Raw genomic sequence first — 19,103 nt, 5'->3', positions numbered from 1 at the left:
GTTCTAACCGTCCTAACCACTCACGAGGTCAGCTTCGCGCCAGCCGTTCCAGCAGCGGCCGCACGCGCGGCGGAACCGGTGTCGACAACGCGATCGACGTCGACGTCCGCCGCACGTACGGCGCGCCGACCACCTCGTCCACCACGCGCTGCAGGTCGTCGTTGCTGCGCGCCACCATCCGCACGAAGAGATCGCCCTGACCGGTCGTCGCGTGGACCTCGCACACCTCGTCGATCGCGGACAGTGCCTGGGCGACCTCGGCCCGGCGGCCCTGCGCGATCTCCAGGACGGCGAACGCGGTGAGGCCGTACCCCATCGCCGCGAGGTCGAGTTCTGGCGGGAACCCGCCGAGGATCCCGCGTTCGGTCAGCCGGTCCAGCCTCGCCTGCACGGTGCCCCGTGCGACGCCGAGACGGCGGGCGCATTCGAGCACGCCGAGCCGGGGCGAGTCGGTGAGCAACAGCAGCAGCCGTGCGTCCAGCGCGTCGAGCGCTTCCGCCATCGGGCCTACCTCCTACACAGGTTGTCCACTTTGACTGCGACACCCACTCCTCGACTGGTCATAGTGCGCAGTGAAATCTTTGACCATTGCGCATTTTGCCACGCGCTCGGATGCTTCACGGCATGACGCACACAGTGGAACCCCAGGGTGCTCTTGACGACGTGAGCTACGACCAGCTGCGTCAGCTCGTCGGCCTCGTCGATCACGACTCTTCGACCGACCCCTTCCCGGTGAAGTCGATGGACGCGGTGGTGTTCATCGCGGGCAACGCCACGCAGACCGCGTGGTTCTACCAGGTCGCGTTCGGCATGCGGCTCGTCGCGTACTCCGGCCCCGAGACCGGGAACTTCGAGCGCAAGTCGTTCGTGCTGAAGTCGGGCTCGGCCCGCTTCGTGATCACCGGCGGCGTCAAGCCCGACTCCCCGCTGCTCGACCACCACCGTCGCCACGGCGACGGCGTCATCGACCTCGCGCTCGAGGTCGCCGACGTCGACCGGTGCATCGACCACGCCCGCTCGCAGGGCGCCACCGTTCTCGAGGAGCCGCACGACGTCTCCGACGAGCACGGCACCGTGCGCATCGCCGCGATCGCGACCTACGGCGAGACCCGCCACACGCTGATCGACCGGTCGAGGTACACCGGTGTCTACCTGCCCGGCTACGAGCCGCGCGAGAGCAGCGTCGTCCGCCCCGAAGGCGCGCCGAAGCGGCTGTTCCAGGCCGTCGACCACTGCGTCGGCAACGTCGAACTCGGCAAGATGGACTACTGGGTCGACTGGTATCACCGTGTCATGGGCTTCGTGAACATGGCGGAGTTCGTCGGCGACGACATCGCGACCGAGTACTCGGCATTGATGAGCAAGGTGGTCTCCAACGGCAACCACCGCGTCAAGTTCCCGCTCAACGAGCCGGCGATCGCGAAGAAGAAGTCGCAGATCGACGAGTACCTCGAGTTCTACGGCGGCGCAGGCTGCCAGCACATCGCGCTGGCCACCAACGACATCGTCGCGACGGTGACGGCGATGCGCGCCGCGGGCGTCGAGTTCCTCGACACCCCGGACTCCTACTACGACGACCCGGAGCTGCGTGCGCGGATCGGCGAGGTCCGGGTGCCGATCGAGAAGCTCAAGGAGCACCGCATCCTGGTCGACCGCGACGAGGACGGTTATCTGCTGCAGATCTTCACCAAGCCGATCGGCGACCGCCCGACGGTGTTCTACGAGCTCATCGAGCGGCACGGTTCGCTCGGCTTCGGCAAGGGCAACTTCAAGGCCCTGTTCGAGGCCATCGAGCGTGAGCAGGAGCGCCGAGGCAATCTCTGACGGCGAGGCGCCATCGGCGCAGCGCCGAGGCAATCTCTGACCCCGGCAGTTCGCAGGGCGTGAAAGGGCTCTTCATCGCACTTCGTGCGGTGAGGGGCCCTTTCGCTGCGTGACGGGGCCGGCTTTGTCGTCCCGGAGTGGTACACCGGATGAGCACTAGGCTGTTCGACGAAAACTTCGAGAACGCCGGAACCGGTGGCGTCTTCGGGCCGTCAGTGTGAAGACGCCAGCATGCAGCTTGTGGAAGGGTCCCGATGCCGGACAACGTCGACGCCAGCGAACGAATGGTGGACAACTGGACGAAGCAGATCCAGGAGACCGCCGCGCGCTATCAGGCGATGGCCGCCCGCATGCAGGGCCAGACCGTGACCGAGCGGTCGAAGGACAACACCATCGAGGTCACGGTCGATTCGAAGGGCCTGCTCACGAATCTCGTCATCTCCGAAGCCGCGAGCGGCAAGCGGATGGCGGAGGTCTCGTCGCAGGTCATGCGCCTCGTCCAGCTCGCGCAGTCGCGGATCCCGGAACTGCTGCAGGCGGCGATGGCCGAGACGGTCGGCACGACCGACGAGACGGCGAACCGGGTGATCGCGGAAGCGCAGAGCACCTTCCCGGAAGCTCCTCCGGAGGAGGACCCGGCACCGCCGGAGCCCGAGCGGCACCACCGCTTCGGCCCGGAGGAAGAAGAGCCTCCGCCGCCGCCCGCGCAGGCGAATCCGCCGCAGCCGAAGCCGATCCCGCGCCGCCGCCGCACGCAGGACGACGATGACGACGACTTCGGCGGCAGCATCCTTTCGTAGACGTTCATCCGGCCTGGTAGAGGGGAGAAACCATGGCAGGCAAGGGTTACGAGCTCGGTGCGGACCTCGACGCGCACGCCAAGCAGATCGACGGCATCGCCGACGGCCTGCGCACGGCGGTCGACGCCGCGCAGCAGGTGAGCATGCCGACCGACGCGTACGGCATCATCTGCCAGCCGTTCCGGATGATGCTCGACCCGGTGGAGGAGTTCGGCATCAACGCGCTGAACAAGGCCGTCGAGGCCGCGACGGCGGTGGCCAACAACGTGCGGTCCGCGTCGAACGCCTACCAGGCACAGGACGAGAACTTCGCCGCCGAATTCAAGAACGTGCAGGTGCCTGACTGATGCCCGAGGGGAACCCGCTCGTCGCGAACGCACCGACCGATGGCGACGGCCCGGGACCACTGACGGCCGGGAACAGCGAGTACGGCTACGCGGCGGGCATCGGTGTCGCCGAGTCGGCCATGGACGCCTTCAACGGCATCTCGAACGGTGACTGGATCGGCGGCGGGCTCGGCGTGCTGAGCCTCGCGGGCGAGATCGCCAGCGCCGCGATCGACCCGTTCGGCTACCTGATGTCGTCGGTGGCGTCGTTCCTGATGGAGCACATGCAGCCGCTGAAGGACATGCTGGACGCGGTCGCCGGTGATCCGCCGGTCATCCAGTCGTATTCCGAGACCTGGGGCAACGTAGCCAAGAAGCTGGAAGACACCCAGGTCGAGTTCTCGAACGCGGTCAAGAACGGCACGTCGGGCTGGACGGGCGACGCGGCCGACCAGTACCGCAAGCAGGCCGCGGAACAGGCCGAGGCGATCAGCGGCGCGGCCACGGTCGCGGGCGCGATCAGCACCGTCGTGATGATCTTCGGCGAGATCGTCGCGTTCGTCCGCGAGTTCATCCGCCAGCTGATCGCGGACGCGGTCGGCAAGCTCATCGCATGGGTCATGGAGACGGTGTTCTCCCTCGGCTTCGGCACGCCCGTGGTGGTCGCGCAGGCCGTCACCGCGATCGCCGAGTGGGCCGCGAAGATCGCCGACAAGCTCAAGGACCTCTGCGACGCGATGCGGCGGGTCTCGCCGCTACTGGGCAAGCTGGCCGACGTCTTCGAGAAGATCATCAAGATCTTCGGCAAGATCGCGGGCAAGGTCACCGGCCTGGACGTGATCAACACCAGGAACATCAAGCCGGGCGGCTTCATCCAGCGCGGCGGCAGCGGCGGCGGATCCGGTGGGTCCGGCGGTGGCGGCTCGGGCTCCGGTGATGGTCCGGACGGCGACGGTTCCGGCAGCGGCTCCGGTGACGGCTCCCACGGTTCGGGCGACGGCTCCAACGGTTCGAATGGCTCCGATGGCGACTCGGGCGGTTCGGGCGACTCCGGCGGCTCCGGTGATTCCGGCGGCTCCGGTGATTCCGGCGGCGACAGCCCGTCGAGCACCACCCGCGGCGACGGTGGCGGCTCACCTTCCACAAGGGACGGTGGCGGCTCGTCCCGGTCCGACGGCGGTTCTCCCGACCGCGCCGGCGGCGACGGACCGTCCACTTCGGACGGAAACTCCGGCGGCACGCCGGGCGGCGATGGCGGTTCCCCCAGCACCGCCCGCTCCGACACGCCGACTCCGCACACCCGGTCCGACGGTGGCTCTCCCGGCGATTCCGCCACCCCGAACCACGCGAACACCGGTGGTTCGCCCAGCCACACACCCGACGGCGGCTCCCCCGCCCCGCACACTCGTGCCGACAACGGCTCTCCCACACCGCACACGCGGACGGACAGTGGTGGCTCCCCGAGCCACACACCCGACAGTGGCTCCCCCACACCGCACACCCGCGCCGACACCGGCGGCTCACCCAGCCACACCGGTGACGGCGGTGGCTCGCCCCGGACGCACGGCGGTGACGGCGGCGGTTCGCCCACACCTCGTTCCGACCCGTCGCCCGGCCACCACGGCGGCAACGACGGCGGCAGCCCCACCCGGCCGACCGACAGCGGCACGACGACCAGCGGTACCGCGCCCACGGCACCGCGTCTCGGCGACGCCGGCCCGTCACACGTGCCTTCACAGCGCGGCGGTACCGGCGGCGACGGTTCGCACGGTGTCCCGCCGCAGGGGCAGCCGATCGCCGGCGGCATGCCGCCCCAAGGCGCTCCGGGTGGCACTCCCGGCGGCACCCCAAGTTCGCCCGGCGGCAGGCCGCAGGGTGGTGGCTGGACGGGCACGCCCGGTTCACCGCGCACCCCGGACACGCACGCCCCGCGCACGCCCGACACCCACACCGGCCCCAGCCGCGGTCCCGGCCAGACCGGTCCCGGCGGCAGGCCGAACCAGCCGCATCAGCCGCAGCCGGTGGCCCGCGGCAACGACTTCGGACCCGGCACCCAGCCGCACACCGGCACCCCCGGTTCGCCGGGCACGCACGGCCCCGGCAACCGGCCCGGCGGCACCGGTCCCGGCAACACCGGGCCGGGCGGCCGCGGACCCGGTGGCCACTCCGGTCCGCCGCATTCGCCGGACGGTCACGGCCCCGACGGGCATGGCCCGCGCCAGGACCCGAACGGCCACCCCGACGGCTCACCGCACGACCGCGGCCCCGACGGCGAACCCGATCGTCCGCTGACGCCGGACGAGGTCAACCAGCGGCATTCCGAGGGCACGCCCGCGGGTAGCTCGTACCACCGCGGCGACGCGGACATGGGCGACCTGCCGCACCGGGTCCAACCGGATCCGGACGGCCGCTACACCGTCGACGTGCACGTCACGCCGGACGGCCACGCCCGCATCGGCAACCGCACCTACACCCCGGAAGAGTTCGCGGACATCCTGCGCCGCAACGGGGATTACGACGGCCGCCCGATCCGGCTGATCGGCTGCGACGCAGGCTCGAACGACTTCGCGCGCCGTCTGTCGCGGGAACTCGACACCGAGGTGATGGCGCCGAGCAAGCCGGCCTGGACCGACTCGAACGGGCGTGTCTTCTCGTCCGACTACGAGATCGGTCCCGACGGCCGCCCCCGGCCCAAGATCCCGCCGAACGGCGAATGGGACGTCCACAGCCCCGACGGCACCGCACGCCGGGCGAGCGACGACGGCTTCACCCCGGACACCTCGCACGCGGACAAGCAGGACGTGGACGCCGACAGCGCCCGCGACCGCGGCCAGGGCGACGATCTCAACCCCCAGCATCAGATCGAAGGACGCTGGGAGGAGCCCGACTTCACGCCGCCCGCCCGCCCCGTCCAGCTACGCGACGATCAGTCCTTCTTCGATCCGACGACGCCTCCGCGCAAGCTCGACCCGGAGACGCGGTACGACATCACCGACGCGGACGGCAACGTGCGCAGCCGGGTCTACACCGACGCGAACCGCAACGTGACGCACGTCGACGCCGTCGCGCCGAACAAGCTGAACGGTCCCGGTAACCCGGAGATCATGCGCCCGGCGCCGAACACCGACTACCGCGTGCAGGTCGGCCACCGGCACGACACCTTCCCGACCGACGCGGACGGCAACGTCCGCACGGTGACGCACACTGACGTGAAGACCCCGCAAGGCACCCGGGACATCACCAGGGTCGGCGACATCGAATCCCCGCCGAAGCCCCGTGACGAGGTGCGGATCGAGGCGGACGACCCGCGGGCGCCGCGCGCGGACAAGCCGTTCAGCCACCGGACCGATCTGGAGGCGAACACCCGCTACCACGTCACGGACGCCGACGGGAACCCGCGCGGCAGCTTCCAAACCGACGAGCACCGCAAGGTCAAGTGGGTCGACACCCACGAGGGAGCGAACAACCCGGAGCTGAAGAATCCACTTCCCGACAGCAACTACCGGGTCGACCGCGGCCCGCTCCACCAGGAGTACCGCGTCGGACCCGACGGGCGGCCGGAACACGGCCAGACCTATGACGCGCCCGAGCCGACGGGAACTCCGCGCGACCACCCGAACGCGGTCAAGCAGGACGAGGCCTTCAACCGCCAGCACACGGACGAGTTCGGGAACCCCAAGCTCGACGCGGACGGCGAGCCGACGCTGGGGCGGAACACCGTGAACCGGGTGACCGACGAGTTCGGGCACCCACGCGGCGAGTTCCAGACCGACGGGACCGGGCACATCAGCCACGTCGACACCACCAGTGGCCAGCGGGCCAGGACCAACCCGGAGGTCGGGGCCGCCCCGGACGGCGCGAAGATCACCCAGGACGGTCACTACGGAACCAGGAACGCCAAGAACGTCCAGGACTCGTGGCCCGCGCCCGAGCGCGAAGTCACCTACTCGCACCAGGTTCCGCCCAAGAGCGAGGACGCGGTCGCCCACCAGAACAAGCAACCACGAGGGTTCACCGACGGTGACCCGAGCTCGATGTCCGACGCCCAGCAGAAGGCGATCAGCGACAAGCTCGCGCACAAGGACCCGATCGCGGGCCGCGAAAACCTGCCGCCCAACACCCGGATCCACCTGGTGGACAAGGACGGCTTGCCCTACGGCTCGTTCCAGACCGGGCCGGACGGCAAGATCACCCACATGCACACCGGGCAGCCGTTCAACGCGGACATGAACAACCCGCCGCCGAACGCGGTGGTCCGGGTAGACCACGGCCTGGAAATGCACGACGCCGACGGCAACCCGCTGGGCAGGAAGTCGCCCGGTGAGATCCACCGGACGGACGCGCGGGGCAACACCGTCGTGACTTCGGCTCCTCCGGATCCGGGCGGCGCCAGCAACATCCGGCGAGACGGCTCGGCTCAGAGCCAAGTCGGCGGTATGGGTGGCAAAGACGCCTCCGGGAAGAACATCGACGACGGCGGCCACCACCGCGGCACGTCCGTCGGCGGCTCCGGTGAGGCGATCAACCAAGGCCCGCAAGGCCGTGTGGACAACAGCAACGCGGGCGCCAAGGAGCTCGAGGAGACCTACGACCCCGACGACAGCTGGTACCGGATGGAGCGGGATAGGGACGACACCGGCCTCGCGGGTAGGTTGGAGAACGAAGACATCTTCGAACTTCGGGATTCCGGTATCGACGACGCGCACACCCGTCAATACCGGGCCTACGGTCGAGACACCGAAGGCCGGATCTCGGTAATCGTCAGGAGTTTCCCCAATGACCACAACAACCCACTCTGGCCCGATGACTTCCGGGGGTGAGAGTCACGAGGACCTGATCCAGCAGCTCGGCATCGCGCTGCTGGACCTCGTCCCCGAAGAAGGCTGGCGGCGCATCGACCTGGTCAGCGCGATGACCGTGCCCGCACAGGATCTCGGCCTGACGGTGATCATGGACGACGGCTCCCGCCCGGAGATCGCGCCGCCCGCCGAACTCAACGTCATCCTCGCGAAGCTGCGCACGCTGCTGTACCAGCCCGGTCGCGGCACCTGGTTCTCCGCGCGGATCTCGATGAATCCGCCGGGAGCGATCTTCTTCAACTACAACAACGACTACGAACCGACCCTCACTCCGCCCATGGAGCCGGAACACTACGTCGAAGACCTGAAGATGTTCCCCAGGGATCCCGACCACATCCCGGCTTGGCTCAACGCGAAACTCGCGGCGGCGGAAGAGAAGGAGCAGAACTGATGCCGATGCCCGTTGTGCCGACGAGCGCGGCACAGGCCAACGAGCTGTTCAAGGACTTCACCACCTGGATGGTGCACTCCGTACCCGCGGACTGGGAGCAGCTGTTCATCATCTTCCGTTCCGTCGGCGACTACTACGAGATCTCGGCGCAGGTCCTGACCGTGATGGGCACCGGAACCCAGTGGACGCCGCCGGAAGGAGTCGCGGACTTCTTCGTCGAACTGCGCGACAGCATGGCGAAGCCGGGCGAAGGCGCCTGGAGCTCGATCCGCTATCACCTCGTGCACCCGGGCGGGTACTCGGCCCAGTACAACTGGGACAACGAGCCCGTCTGGGATCACGTCCCGCCCGCCCAATTCTTCGCACAGGAGCTGGAGCGCTACCCGCGGACCGGTGAGCGCGCGGAGTGGCTTCAGCGACGTGCCGCCGGCCAGGCGGACTGACCATCGGTGAGTGAGGGGACATGAGCCGACCACAGCAGCCGTTGAACCAGCAGCAGCAACAGCAGCTCGTCTGGCAGATCGGCCATGCCCTCGCGACGCCGCTGCCACCCGGCTGGCAGCAGATGCGCGTCGAGTACCGGGCGGCGGGCAGGCATGTCGAGGTCGACCTGCTCGTCACCGGTCAGGACGGTCTGCCGCGCCCGGTGCAGCCGAGCCCGGAAGCCGTGCAGCTGCTCGGCAACCTGCGGGCGGGGATGTACCAGCCTGGTCGCGGGACCTGGCTGAGCGCGATCCTGATCTATGGTTCGGCGACCGTGCTCAGTACGGACTTCCTCGCGGACGTGGAGCCGCCGTGGCGGCAGGCGCCGCCGCAGATCGGCTTCCAGGACGAACTGCGCTTCTTCCCACGCGCCGAGCAGAGCATCCCGCAGTGGCTGCGACAGCGAGCCGGGCTCGATGCCACGCCGTCGGCCGAGCCGTCGGTGGCCACTCCTCTCGCCGAGACCCCGGAGGCGCTGCGCTCACCGCGTGTCCACGACGGTCTCGACGAGTCCGGGCGTCCGGTGGTGAACCGTGAGCCGCTGTCCCCAGCCGAGCGGGATCGCGTACTCGAGTACCTCGACGGCGCTCCGGTCGTACTGGCGTCGCGGACCTACGACGCCGACGCCTTCGACCCCGACAGGGAACCGTTGGTGCCGTTGAACTTCCGCACCGACGGCCGGTGGTACTGGCCGGGCGCGGTCGCCTACTACCTGCGTGAGCACGACGTGGCGCCCGATCCCGAGCTTCTCGGTCACATCCGGGCTTTACGGTTCACCTTGCCCGAGGTCGGCGAGCCCGAACGGGAACTGGCGGTCACCGCCATCACCGGTCAACCGTCCACTTAGGATCCGGCGATTCACGGCGGATCGGATGGCCGGATCATGTCACCTGGCGGATACGTCACGTGACAGGTTCACGGTCCGGGTACTCTTGATGGCGGCGGCGAAGGCGACCAGGGAGCGCGCATGGCACGGGGGAACATCGGCAGGGTCCGGGCGACCCGTTCCGCCGGGATGCTCCCGGTCGTGCTGGCCCTCACCTCGGCCGCGCTGCTGACCGGAGCCGCCGTCTACACGGTCGACCGCGCCGCTTGCGTGGACCCGGGCCAGTACATCCGGCACGACAACCACATCGAACTCGTCGGCGGCTGCGTCGACGGCTCCGAGCTGCCCGCCGCGCCGCAGGGGACTTCCCACGAGGCGGACGCGAAGAGCGGCGTCACACCCAGCAACTTCCGCCCGTAACCGGGCGCTTCCTCCCACCACACCGCGCTTACCAGCGCGAACAGAGCAAGGGACCTTTGCTTCCACTTAGTTGGCGTGGCTACGCTGACGACAGCAAAGGTCCCTTGCTCACTCCCTGGGCTCGGCGGCGGTCAGCCCAGGGCCTTGGCCAGATCGTCGATCAGGTCGCTGCCGTCCTCGATGCCGACGGACAGGCGCAGCAGGTTGTCCGGCACCTCCAGGGTGGACCCGGCGGTGCTCGCGTGGGTCATCCGGCCCGGGTGCTCGATGAGCGATTCGATCCCGCCCAGCGACTCGGCGAGGACGAACAGTTTCGTCTTCGACGCGACGTCGAGCGCGGCCTGCTCACCGTCGACGTGGGTGAACGAGATCATCCCGCCGAAGCGCCGCATCTGCTTCGAAGCGACCTCGTGGCCGGGGTGCTCCGGCAGGCCCGGGTAGTAGACGCGCTCGACCTTCGGGTGCTTCAGCAGCATCCGGGCGATCAGTTCGGCGTTGTCGCTGTGCCGCTCCATCCGCAGCGCGAGCGTCTTGATCCCGCGCAAGGTCAGCCACGCGTCGAACGGGCCGGGCACCGCGCCCGCGGCGTTGCGCAGGAAGAACAGCTGCTCGCGCAGCTCGTCCTCGTTCGTCAGGATCGCGCCGCCGACGACGTCGGAGTGCCCGCCGAGGTACTTGGTCGTCGAGTGCAGGACGACGTCGGCGCCCAGCGAGAGCGGGTTCTGCAGGTACGGGGTGGCGAAGGTGTTGTCGACGACCAAGCGGGCGCCGGCGGCGTGCGCGACCTCGGCCAGCGCGGCGATGTCGGCGATCCCCAGCATCGGGTTCGTCGGTGACTCGCACCAGATCAGCTTCGTCTCCGGCCGGATCGCCGCGCGGACCTCGGCGATGTTGCCCAGATCGGCGACCGTGTGCTCGACGCCCCACAGGCTGAGCACCTTGTCGATCAGCCGGAACGTGCCGCCGTACGCGTCATTGCCGAGCACGAGGTGGTCTCCGGGCCGCAAGGTCGCCCGCAGCAGGACGTCGCTGGCCGCCATCCCCGACGCGTACGCCAGACCGTGCCGTGCGCCTTCGAGCGCCGCGAGCGCGACCTCCAGCGCGGTGCGCGTGGGGTTCGCGGTGCGGGAGTACTCATAGTCGCCTTCGCGCGTGCCGCCGACGCCGTCCTGCGCGTAAGTCGAGGTCTGATAGATCGGCACGATGACCGCGCCGGTCCGGGGATCAGGGGTCTGCCCGGCGTGGATCGCGCGCGTCTCGAAGCCCAGCAGAGAGTAATCGTCGGCCATACCGTCAAGGGTACGGCCACCCACTCGAGCTCCCATCGTCTGGGATTGAACTCACCACTGGGCGGGTGGCTGTCCCTGCTGCTGGGCACCGGGAGCGGGCGGATATCCGAAGTTCGGCGGCTGCACGCCGCCCGCGGCCGGGGGCTTGGCCGCCAGCCAGCGCGCCGTCGGCGGGACCAGCGCCAGCACGAGGGTCGCGATCGCCGGGATCAGGACCACGAAGAGGAGCCAGCCGAAGCCGAAACCGAAATACAGGTTCACCCCGCCGTACGAGAAGTAGAAATGCGAGCCGATCGCCCGGAGCAGGAAGGTCAGTGCCACGAAACCGATCGCGGACGCGGCTCCGATCACGGTGAGCACTCGTCCGGCGCGCTTGCGCAGGAGCAGCAGGATCCCACCGCTCAAAAGCAAGGCGGCGCTGACCAGGTCCAGCGCCGCGCCGATCACGAGGAACGAAATGACGTAATGGGAGAGTTCGATGACGTGGGACGCGGCTCCGGCGAGGAACCAGAGCCCGCCGAGGATCGCGAGGATCCCGGCGATGATCCCGGTCGCACCGCTCGGTCGCCGCGCCGTTCCCGGCGGCGGATGGGCACCGGGTGCCGGGTATCCGCCCTGCGGTGGGTACTGCTGGAAAGTCATTTCTCCCCTTGCCGAAATCCTTGTTTCATCCCGCCGCCCCGGCTACCAGCCGGGAAGCCGATCGTGCTTCGACGGCTCTTCGTCGTCACTCCGCTTTCCCTCCAGCCAGTCAGAGGTCGGCCTGAGCACCGACAGCACCAGAGCGGAGAGGGTCATCACGAACAGGACGAACGCGACCTCGTCACCCATCACCAGTGCCTCCCCGTCCACTTCGGCGAAGAAGTAGGCGCGAACCGCACCGTTCGCGAGGAGCGTGGCCACCAGCGCGAGCGCCGCCCCTGCGGCGACGAGGGTGCGGCCGAGGGCTTGCGCAGTAGTAACAGGACACCGCACAGGAAGGCGAGGAGGGCCGCGCCGATCGCGGTCCCCGAAGACTGGTTCTGACTCATCGAACTCCCCCAAGCCGAGCCGGAAGTCTCAGGATCTCACCATCCACCCTGCTGGGGAAACTGATTCTGCGGCCGATACGGCTGGATCGGGGCGGGCCGCCAGCGCAGGTACCTGAACGTCGGCGGAAGAACCGCCAGCAGCAGCGCCACCAGACCGAACACCACCATGGCCAGCCGGAGAACGCCGTCGAAGGTCGCGAACCGGAGCAGGATGTCGAGATGGATCCGGTACGGCACGCGGAACGCGATCGGCTCCAGCACGACCGCCAAGATGGCGAGCAGCGAGCCGAGGATCAGCAGGATGGCGCCGATCAGCGAACGGAAGAAGGTCGCCAGCGCGCCCATCAGCAGGAACAAAGCGGCGACCAGGTACAGCACCAGCTCGACGAGCGCGAATCCGGGCAGGTTCGAGAGGCTGAACCCCGACGGGAGCTCGATGAAGTAGCGGATCGGGATGAAACCGGACGCGAGGGACCCGACGAGGCCGAGCACCGCGGCGATGATCGCCGTCGCCCCGGACGGCCTGGCCTGCTGCGCGGGATACCCGAAACTTGGCGGTCCGGGCTGCTGGGCGGGATATCCGTACGGACCGGTCACGTCGCTCCCGTCGGCCAGGTGTGCGGTTAACGGCGCTCACCCTAGCCCGCGGGCCCTGGCCGTGGCAGGCGATTCGGCATACCCCGGCGAAAACAGAACACCCCCGGCCGCGGGCCGGGGGTGTTCCGAACGAAACCGTTCAGTGGCGGCGAATCACCACTGCTGCGGGGGCTGACCGGGCTGCTGGCCCGGCTGGCCGAAACCGCCGCTGGGCGGACCCTGCTGACCGGGCTGCTGCCCGAAACCACCGGGCTGCTGCGGAGGCTGGCCGAATCCACCCTGCGGCTGCCCCGGCTGGGCGAACCCGCCGCTGGGGGGACCCTGCTGGCCCGGCTGCTGCCCGAAACCACCGGGCTGACCCTGCTGCGGGAAACCACCCGAAGACGGAAGGGGCTGACCGGGCTGACCGAAGCCGCCCGGCTGCGGCTGGCCGTACTGACCGGGCTGACCGAAGCCACCCTGCGGCGGGCCACCGAAACCGCCGGGCTGGCCGCTCTGCGGGGCACCCAGGACCGAACCGCCGCCGCCGAGACCGACGAACTGCGCGGTGGCCGGGATCAGGCCCAGCACGCCGACGATCAGGATCACGATGCCGAGGAGCAGGTGCAGCAGGCCGCCGCCGATACCGGCGTCGCCCCTGGCGGAAGGCGGCAGCTTGTCCAGGAAGTCCGACGACGGGGTCGAACCGCTGATCAGGAGGACACCGAACAGCACCAGGAGCGCGCCACCGGCGGCGACGACGATCGGCGCGATCTTCTTCACCGTCCCCGGGAGCTTGCCCGCGAGGGCGAGCCCGACACCGCCGGCGAGCGAAACGAGCGAGCCCACCAGGAGCATGATCACGTAGAACCAGGTGGCGCCCGGACCGGCCACGCCGGCCTCGTCGAGGAACTTGTCGACCTGTTCCTGGTTCGGAACGCTGTCGAAGAGCTTCGAGTAGTCGCTGGCGTCACCGAAGTAGACGAACGACACGATCAAAGCGATCAGGCCGAGCAACGCCACCACACCACCGGCGATGAACCCGAACATCGGGTTCCCGCCGCCACCGCCGGAGGCGGCGGGGCTGTAGCCCTGCGGCGGTCCACCGAAACCGGGCTGCTGGCCGAAACCGCCCTGCGGCGGTCCGCCGAAGCCCTGCTGCGGCTGGCCGAAACCAGGCTGCTGCTGGCCTTGCGACGGGTCGAACCCGCCCTGCTGGGGCCCGCCGAAGCCCTGCTGCTGACCGAAACCGCCACCCTGGGCGCCGTAGGCACCGGCCGCCGGGTTGTCGGCCGCGCTCGGCGGCGGGGCATACGGGATGGCGGGCGGCTGCGAACCCGGTGGCACGAGCTGGGTGGATTCGGCGGTGGGGCTTTCCCCGCCACCACTCACCGGCTGCACGACCTGGGTCGCGTTCGCGTCACCGGAACCCGGCTGGACCGGCTGCACGACCTGCGTGGGCTCCGGCGTGTCGCCGAACCCACCACCCTGGGGCTGCTGCTCATAGGAGGGCTGCTGTCCGTACTGCGGTTGCCCGTAATCGGGCTGGGCCGGCTGACCGGGCTGCACCACCTGGGTCGGCTCCGGGGAACCGAACGGGTTGTCTTGCTGCGGCTGAGGGCCACTCGGGGGTCCCTGCGGTGGCTGGGCGCCACCCCAAGGCTGATTCGGTGGCTGCGGAGCACTCATTTGGGTCTTGAACCCCCTTGACGAGGACATAAAAGTTCAACTCACTCGACACGCTATCGGATAGCCGGGTGGGCCGCTCGTAACGCCCCGGCCCGGCCATCCGATGAAATGCCTCTTTACCGTCCGGCGAGAAACGCGAGCAGGTCCTGCCGGGTGACGACGCCCGCCGGCTTGCCGTCGACCAGCACCAGAGCGCCGTCCGCGCCCGTGAGCGCGTTCATCGCCGCGCTCACCTGTTCACCGGCGCCGATCGTCGGCAGCGGCGGCGACATGTGCTGCTCGAGCCGGTCGGCCAGCTGGGCCTTGCCGGTGAAGAGTGCTTCGAGCAGGTCGCGTTCGTTGACCGCGCCGACGACTTCGGCCGCCATGACCGGCGGTTCCGCGCTGACCACGGGCATCTGGCTGACGCCGAACTCCGAAAGGATCGCCACCGCTTCGGCGACGGTCTCGTTCGGGTGGCTGTGCACGAGGCTGGGCAGCGAGCCGCTCTTCTTCATCAGGACGTCGCCGACGGTCGCGCCGCTGGAGTCCGGCGGCAGGAAGCCGTAGGAGGACATCCAGCTGTCGTTGAACACCTTGGTGAGGTAGCCGCGGCCGCCGTCGGGCAGGAGCACGACGACGACGTCGTCCGGGCCGAGGCCCTCGGCGAGCTTGAGCGCGGCGGCGACGGCCATGCCGCACGAACCGCCGACGAGCAGGCCCTCTTCGAGCGCGAGGCGACGGGTGATGTCGAAGGAGTCGGCGTCCGAAACCGCGATGATCCGGTCGGCGATGTTCCGGTCGTAGGTGTCCGGCCAGAAGTCCTCGCCGACGCCCTCTACCAGGTACGGCCGCCCGGTCCCGCCGGAGTACACCGAGCCCTCGGGGTCCGCGCCGATGACCTGGACGCGGCCGTCGCTGACCTCCTTGAGGTACTTGCCGGTGCCCGAGATCGTGCCGCCTGTGCCGACGCCCGCGACGAAGTGCGTGATCTTGCCCTCGGTCTGGCTCCAGAGTTCCGGGCCGGTCGAGTGGTAGTGGCTGGCGGGGTTCTCCGGGTTGGCGTACTGGTTCGGCTTCCAGGCGCCCTCGATCTCGCGCACGAGGCGATCGGAGACGTTGTAGTACGAGTCAGGGTGCTCCGGCGCCACCGCGGTCGGGCAGACCACGACGCGGGCGCCGTAGGCCTTGAGCACGTTGCGCTTGTCCTCGCTGACCTTGTCCGGGCAGACGAACACGCACTTGTATCCCTTGCGCTGCGCCACCATGGCCAGCCCGACGCCGGTGTTGCCGGACGTCGGCTCGACGATGGTGCCGCCGGGCTTCAGCGCGCCGGAACGCTCCGCGGCTTCGATCATCCGCAGCGCGATGCGGTCCTTGACGCTGCCGCCGGGGTTGACGTACTCGACCTTGGCCAGGATGAGCGGTTGCAGCCCCTCTGCCAGTGCGTTCAGCTTGACCAGAGGGGTGTTGCCCACGAGGTCCACGATGTGCTCGACGTATTCCACTCTGACAGCCTAAACGCCGCAGGTCGCGATGTGTCCACTCAACCGGGCGGGGTGAGAACCGCACTTCTGAAGAGTGGCGTGGATCGCGTTCGCCTTTGACCCGCACCTCCCTCCGGTGGAGGATGCGAGGTGAGCAACCGCTTAGCGCGTGTCTGGATCGAAAACAAGGGAGTGTCGTTCCATGCCCGAAGCCGTCATCGTCTCCACCGCCCGATCCCCGATCGGCCGCGCCGGCAAGGGATCGCTGGTGAGCATCCGCCCGGACGACCTCACCGTGCAGATGGTCCGCGCCGCGCTCGACAAGGTCCCCGAACTGGACCCGACGCAGATCGAAGACCTCATGCTGGGCTGTGGTCTCCCCGGCGGCGAGCAAGGTTTCAACATGGGCCGTGCCGTCGCCGTCGAACTCGGCTACGACCACCTGCCCGGCTGCACGATCACGCGATACTGCTCCTCCAGCCTTCAGACCACCCGCATGGCGCTGCACGCGATCAAGGCTGGCGAAGGCGACGTGTTCATCTCCGCCGGCGTCGAAACGGTTTCCCGCTTCGCCAACGGCAGCTCGGATTCCTGGCCGAACACGCACAATCCGCTGTTCGCCGACGCCGAGGCCCGCACCGCGCAGGTCGCGGCCGAGGGCGCCGACAGCTGGACCGACCCGCGCGAGAACGGCGCACTGCCGGACGTCTACATCGCGATGGGCCAGACCGCCGAAAACCTTGCGCGTCTCAAGAACGTTTCGCGCGAGGAGATGGACGAGTTCGGCGTCCGCTCGCAGAACCTCGCCGAGAAGGCCATCGCGGACGGCTTCTGGGCCAAGGACATCACGCCGGTGACCCTGCCGGACGGCACCGTGGTCTCGAAGGACGACGGCCCGCGCGCCGGCGTCACCCTCGAAGGCGTCTCCGGCCTCAAGCCGGTCTTCCGCCCCGACGGCCGGATCACCGCGGGCAACTGCTGCCCGCTCAACGACGGCGCGGCCGCGGTGATCATCATGTCCGACACCAAGGCGAAGGAACTCGGTCTCACGCCACTCGCCCGCGTCGTCTCGACCGGTGTTTCGGGACTGTCGCCGGAGATCATGGGCTACGGCCCGGTCGAGGCGTCGAAGCGGGCGCTCGAGCGTGCCGGGATGTCGATCGGTGACATCGATCTCGTGGAGATCAACGAGGCGTTCGCCGCGCAGGTCATCCCGTCGTACAAGGACCTCGGGATCGACCTCGACAAGCTGAACGTCAACGGCGGCGCGATCGCCGTCGGCCACCCGTTCGGCATGACCGGCGCGCGGATCACCTCGACGCTGATCAACTCGCTGCGGCACCACGACAAGCAGTTCGGCCTCGAGACGATGTGCGTCGGCGGCGGCCAGGGCATGGCGATGGTCCTGGAGCGCCTCTCCTGACCCTCTGACCTGCAGAAATAGAGCAAGGAACCTTTGCTCGCGTTGGTTAGTGTGCTAACGAACGCGAGCAAAGGTCCCTTGCTCCCTTCCGGGCCTAGTGGGTCATGATCGGCGGGGCCGCGGAGACCTCGCCGTCGACCGCACCCTCAGGCAGCGCCGGCTTGGTCTTCGGCAGGAACGCCGCCGGGATCAGGCACAGCGCGAGCAGGATCATCGACCACAGGAACGTCGTCGAGAACGCGTCCGCGGTCAGCCCCGCGGCCGTTTCGCGCGTCGCCGGGTTCATCACCGCCGCGGTCGCGGCCAACTGCCCCTGCGCGGTCGGCACGCCGAACTTCCCCGCCAGCAACGCCGCCAGGATGATCGACAGCACCGCCGAACCGATCGCCCCCGCGGTCTGCTGCAGGATGTTCGTCGCCGTCGACGCCTTCGCCATGTCCTGCGACTTGAGCGTCTGCAACGCGGCCGAGGTGATCGGCATCATCGTCGCGCCCATGCCGAGCCCCATCACGAACAGCGCCGAAAGCAGCAGCCAGTACGGCGTCGCCGCGGTGATCTGGGTGAAGGCGATCAATCCGGCGAGCATCAGCACGAGCCCCGGCAGCACGATCTTCCGCGCGCCGATCTTGTCCGCGAACCGGCCCGCGATCGGCATGGTCAGCATCGCGCCGAATCCCTGCGGGGCGAGCAGCAGCCCGGCGTTCATCGCCGATTCACCGCGCGCCAGCACGAAGTACGTCGGCAGGAGCAGCATCGCGCCGAAGAACGCGACGCAGAAGAAGGTCATCGTCACCATGGCGACGGAGAACGACCGGTTCTTGAACAGCTTCAGGTCGAGCAGCGGGTTCGCCACCTGGTTCGCCCGGAACACGAACGCCACCAGCAACGCGATCCCGGCCAGCGCGGGCAGCCAGACGTCCACCGCGCCGACACCGCCCGCCGCGGGGATGTTCGAAACACCGAAGATCAGTGCCGCCAGGCCCGGCGAGACCATCAGCATGCCGATGAAGTCGAACCGCTCGCTGGGCTCCGGCCGGTCCTTCGGCAGCAGGCGCCACGCCATGGCCATGGTGATCAGGCCGATCGGCACGTTGATGTAGAAGATCCAGCGCCAGCTCACCGCGTCGACCAGCCAGCCGCCGAGGATCGGGCCGCCGATCGGGCCGAGCAGCATCGGCACCCCGAGCACCCCCATCACCCGCCCGATCCGGTGCGGTCCGGCGGCCCTGGTCAGGATCGTCATACCGGCGGGCATCAGCATGCCGCCGCCGAAGCCCTGCAGGACCCGGAAGATGATCAGCGATTCGACGTCCCAGGCCATGCCGGCGAGCATCGACCCGATCAGGAACAGCCCGATCGCGGTCATGTAGAGCCGCTTGGTGCCGAACCGGTCCGAGGCCCAGCCGGTGATCGGAATGACCGTCGCCAGGGCGAGCATGTAGCCGGTCGCGATCCACTGGATGGTGTCGAACGAGGTCTGGAACTCGATGGTCAGTTTCTGGAGCGCGACGTTGACGACCGTCGTGTCGAGGATCGCCATGATCGCGCCGAGGATGACGACGCCGGCGACCTTGAGTACGCCCGCGTCGAGTTTGTCGCCGCCCGGCGCGGCCGGGCTTTGCGTTGACATGAAAAATCCGTCCCTGATGCTCAGTGTTCCCCGGGACGCGACAACCCCCGTGGTCGCGACTACGGAATCG

Annotated in this window: 17 protein-coding genes; 9 read left to right on the top strand and 8 right to left on the bottom strand. The window is 69.0% G+C overall.

The annotated features are described in order from the left end of the window. Positions 1-28: 28 nt before the first annotated feature. Complete coding sequence (locus tag H074_RS04710; RefSeq protein WP_007028873.1) at positions 29-502, bottom strand: Lrp/AsnC family transcriptional regulator; 474 nt, start codon at positions 500-502, stop codon at positions 29-31. A gap of 122 nt (positions 503-624) precedes the next feature. Here H074_RS04710 and hppD point away from each other — a divergent pair, with 122 nt between their 5' ends. The 8 genes from hppD to H074_RS04670 all read left to right on the top strand — a co-directional run bounded on the left by hppD (position 625) and on the right by H074_RS04670 (position 9,929). Then, a complete protein-coding gene (gene hppD, locus H074_RS04705) occupies positions 625-1,824 on the top strand; it encodes a 4-hydroxyphenylpyruvate dioxygenase (RefSeq protein ID WP_039921558.1) in 1,200 nt (399 codons plus the stop codon). A gap of 254 nt (positions 1,825-2,078) precedes the next feature. Further along, the gene (locus H074_RS04700; RefSeq protein WP_007028871.1) at positions 2,079-2,624 is read left to right on the top strand and encodes a YbaB/EbfC family nucleoid-associated protein; all 546 of its coding nucleotides are present in this window, start codon (positions 2,079-2,081) and stop codon (positions 2,622-2,624) included. A 32-nt stretch (positions 2,625-2,656) separates the two neighbouring features. Next, positions 2,657-2,971 (top strand): type VII secretion target, encoded by a 315-nt coding sequence (locus H074_RS04695; protein WP_007028870.1) that lies wholly within the window; start codon positions 2,657-2,659, stop codon positions 2,969-2,971. After that, a complete protein-coding gene (locus H074_RS40650) occupies positions 2,971-7,770 on the top strand; it encodes a WXG100 family type VII secretion target (RefSeq protein WP_007028869.1) in 4,800 nt (1,599 codons plus the stop codon). The genes H074_RS04695 and H074_RS40650 overlap by 1 nt, the downstream gene beginning before the upstream one ends. Next, positions 7,754-8,200 carry a hypothetical protein gene (locus H074_RS04685; protein ID WP_007028868.1) on the top strand — a complete coding sequence of 149 codons (447 nt, stop codon included), beginning with the start codon at positions 7,754-7,756 and terminating at the stop codon, positions 8,198-8,200. The genes H074_RS40650 and H074_RS04685 overlap by 17 nt, the downstream gene beginning before the upstream one ends. After that, positions 8,200-8,643, top strand: a complete 444-nt coding sequence (locus H074_RS04680) for a hypothetical protein (protein WP_007028867.1) — start codon at positions 8,200-8,202, stop codon at positions 8,641-8,643. Before H074_RS04685 ends, H074_RS04680 begins: the two co-directional genes overlap by 1 nt. Before the next feature lie 20 nt (positions 8,644-8,663). Then, positions 8,664-9,530, top strand: coding sequence for a hypothetical protein (locus H074_RS04675; protein ID WP_039921459.1), 867 nt, complete (start codon positions 8,664-8,666; stop codon positions 9,528-9,530). Positions 9,531-9,650: 120 nt separating this feature from the next. Further along, positions 9,651-9,929 carry a hypothetical protein gene (locus H074_RS04670; protein ID WP_007028865.1) on the top strand — a complete coding sequence of 93 codons (279 nt, stop codon included), beginning with the start codon at positions 9,651-9,653 and terminating at the stop codon, positions 9,927-9,929. Between the two features lie 131 nt (positions 9,930-10,060). On the opposite strand, the gene H074_RS04665 is transcribed toward H074_RS04670, so the two are convergent. From H074_RS04665 to H074_RS04640, 6 genes are all read right to left on the bottom strand, one after another. Further along, on the bottom strand, positions 10,061-11,218 hold the full coding sequence (locus tag H074_RS04665) for a cystathionine gamma-synthase (RefSeq protein WP_007028864.1): 1,158 nt from the start codon (positions 11,216-11,218) through the stop codon (positions 10,061-10,063). Positions 11,219-11,269: 51 nt separating this feature from the next. Continuing rightward, positions 11,270-11,860, bottom strand: coding sequence for a hypothetical protein (locus tag H074_RS41975; protein WP_007028863.1), 591 nt, complete (start codon positions 11,858-11,860; stop codon positions 11,270-11,272). Positions 11,861-11,902: 42 nt separating this feature from the next. Continuing rightward, the gene (locus H074_RS41390) at positions 11,903-12,121 is read right to left on the bottom strand and encodes a hypothetical protein (RefSeq protein ID WP_007028862.1); all 219 of its coding nucleotides are present in this window, start codon (positions 12,119-12,121) and stop codon (positions 11,903-11,905) included. A 164-nt stretch (positions 12,122-12,285) separates the two neighbouring features. Further along, a complete protein-coding gene (locus H074_RS04650; protein ID WP_007028861.1) occupies positions 12,286-12,846 on the bottom strand; it encodes a hypothetical protein in 561 nt (186 codons plus the stop codon). 153 nt (positions 12,847-12,999) lie between these two features. Continuing rightward, positions 13,000-14,397, bottom strand: a complete 1,398-nt coding sequence (locus H074_RS04645) for a hypothetical protein (protein WP_007028860.1) — start codon at positions 14,395-14,397, stop codon at positions 13,000-13,002. A gap of 233 nt (positions 14,398-14,630) precedes the next feature. Beyond that, on the bottom strand, positions 14,631-16,001 hold the full coding sequence (locus tag H074_RS04640; RefSeq protein ID WP_007028859.1) for a cystathionine beta-synthase: 1,371 nt from the start codon (positions 15,999-16,001) through the stop codon (positions 14,631-14,633). Between the two features lie 181 nt (positions 16,002-16,182). Here H074_RS04640 and H074_RS04635 point away from each other — a divergent pair, with 181 nt between their 5' ends. Further along, on the top strand, positions 16,183-17,403 hold the full coding sequence (locus tag H074_RS04635) for an acetyl-CoA C-acetyltransferase (RefSeq protein WP_007028858.1): 1,221 nt from the start codon (positions 16,183-16,185) through the stop codon (positions 17,401-17,403). A 94-nt stretch (positions 17,404-17,497) separates the two neighbouring features. On the opposite strand, the gene H074_RS04630 is transcribed toward H074_RS04635, so the two are convergent. After that, positions 17,498-19,033 carry a DHA2 family efflux MFS transporter permease subunit gene (locus H074_RS04630; protein ID WP_007028857.1) on the bottom strand — a complete coding sequence of 512 codons (1,536 nt, stop codon included), beginning with the start codon at positions 19,031-19,033 and terminating at the stop codon, positions 17,498-17,500. Between the last annotated feature and the right edge of the window lie 70 nt (positions 19,034-19,103).

The sequence above is a fragment of the Amycolatopsis decaplanina DSM 44594 genome, from assembly GCF_000342005.1.
Taxonomy (GTDB): Bacteria; Actinomycetota; Actinomycetes; order Mycobacteriales; family Pseudonocardiaceae; genus Amycolatopsis; species Amycolatopsis decaplanina.
This window is presented reverse-complemented; position numbering and strand designations above follow the sequence as displayed.

Coding starts and splice junctions, on each gene's coding strand:
- H074_RS04665 (WP_007028864.1), bottom strand. CDS start 11,218: ATGGCCGACGATTACTCTCTGCTGGGCTTCGAGACGCGCGCGATCCAC.
- H074_RS04680 (WP_007028867.1), top strand. CDS start 8,200: ATGCCGATGCCCGTTGTGCCGACGAGCGCGGCACAGGCCAACGAGCTG.
- H074_RS40650 (WP_007028869.1), top strand. CDS start 2,971: ATGCCCGAGGGGAACCCGCTCGTCGCGAACGCACCGACCGATGGCGAC.
- hppD (WP_039921558.1), top strand. CDS start 625: ATGACGCACACAGTGGAACCCCAGGGTGCTCTTGACGACGTGAGCTAC.
- H074_RS04700 (WP_007028871.1), top strand. CDS start 2,079: ATGCCGGACAACGTCGACGCCAGCGAACGAATGGTGGACAACTGGACG.
- H074_RS41975 (WP_007028863.1), bottom strand. CDS start 11,860: ATGACTTTCCAGCAGTACCCACCGCAGGGCGGATACCCGGCACCCGGT.
- H074_RS04635 (WP_007028858.1), top strand. CDS start 16,183: ATGCCCGAAGCCGTCATCGTCTCCACCGCCCGATCCCCGATCGGCCGC.
- H074_RS04685 (WP_007028868.1), top strand. CDS start 7,754: ATGACTTCCGGGGGTGAGAGTCACGAGGACCTGATCCAGCAGCTCGGC.
- H074_RS04675 (WP_039921459.1), top strand. CDS start 8,664: ATGAGCCGACCACAGCAGCCGTTGAACCAGCAGCAGCAACAGCAGCTC.
- H074_RS04670 (WP_007028865.1), top strand. CDS start 9,651: ATGGCACGGGGGAACATCGGCAGGGTCCGGGCGACCCGTTCCGCCGGG.
- H074_RS04710 (WP_007028873.1), bottom strand. CDS start 502: ATGGCGGAAGCGCTCGACGCGCTGGACGCACGGCTGCTGCTGTTGCTC.
- H074_RS04695 (WP_007028870.1), top strand. CDS start 2,657: ATGGCAGGCAAGGGTTACGAGCTCGGTGCGGACCTCGACGCGCACGCC.
- H074_RS04630 (WP_007028857.1), bottom strand. CDS start 19,033: ATGTCAACGCAAAGCCCGGCCGCGCCGGGCGGCGACAAACTCGACGCG.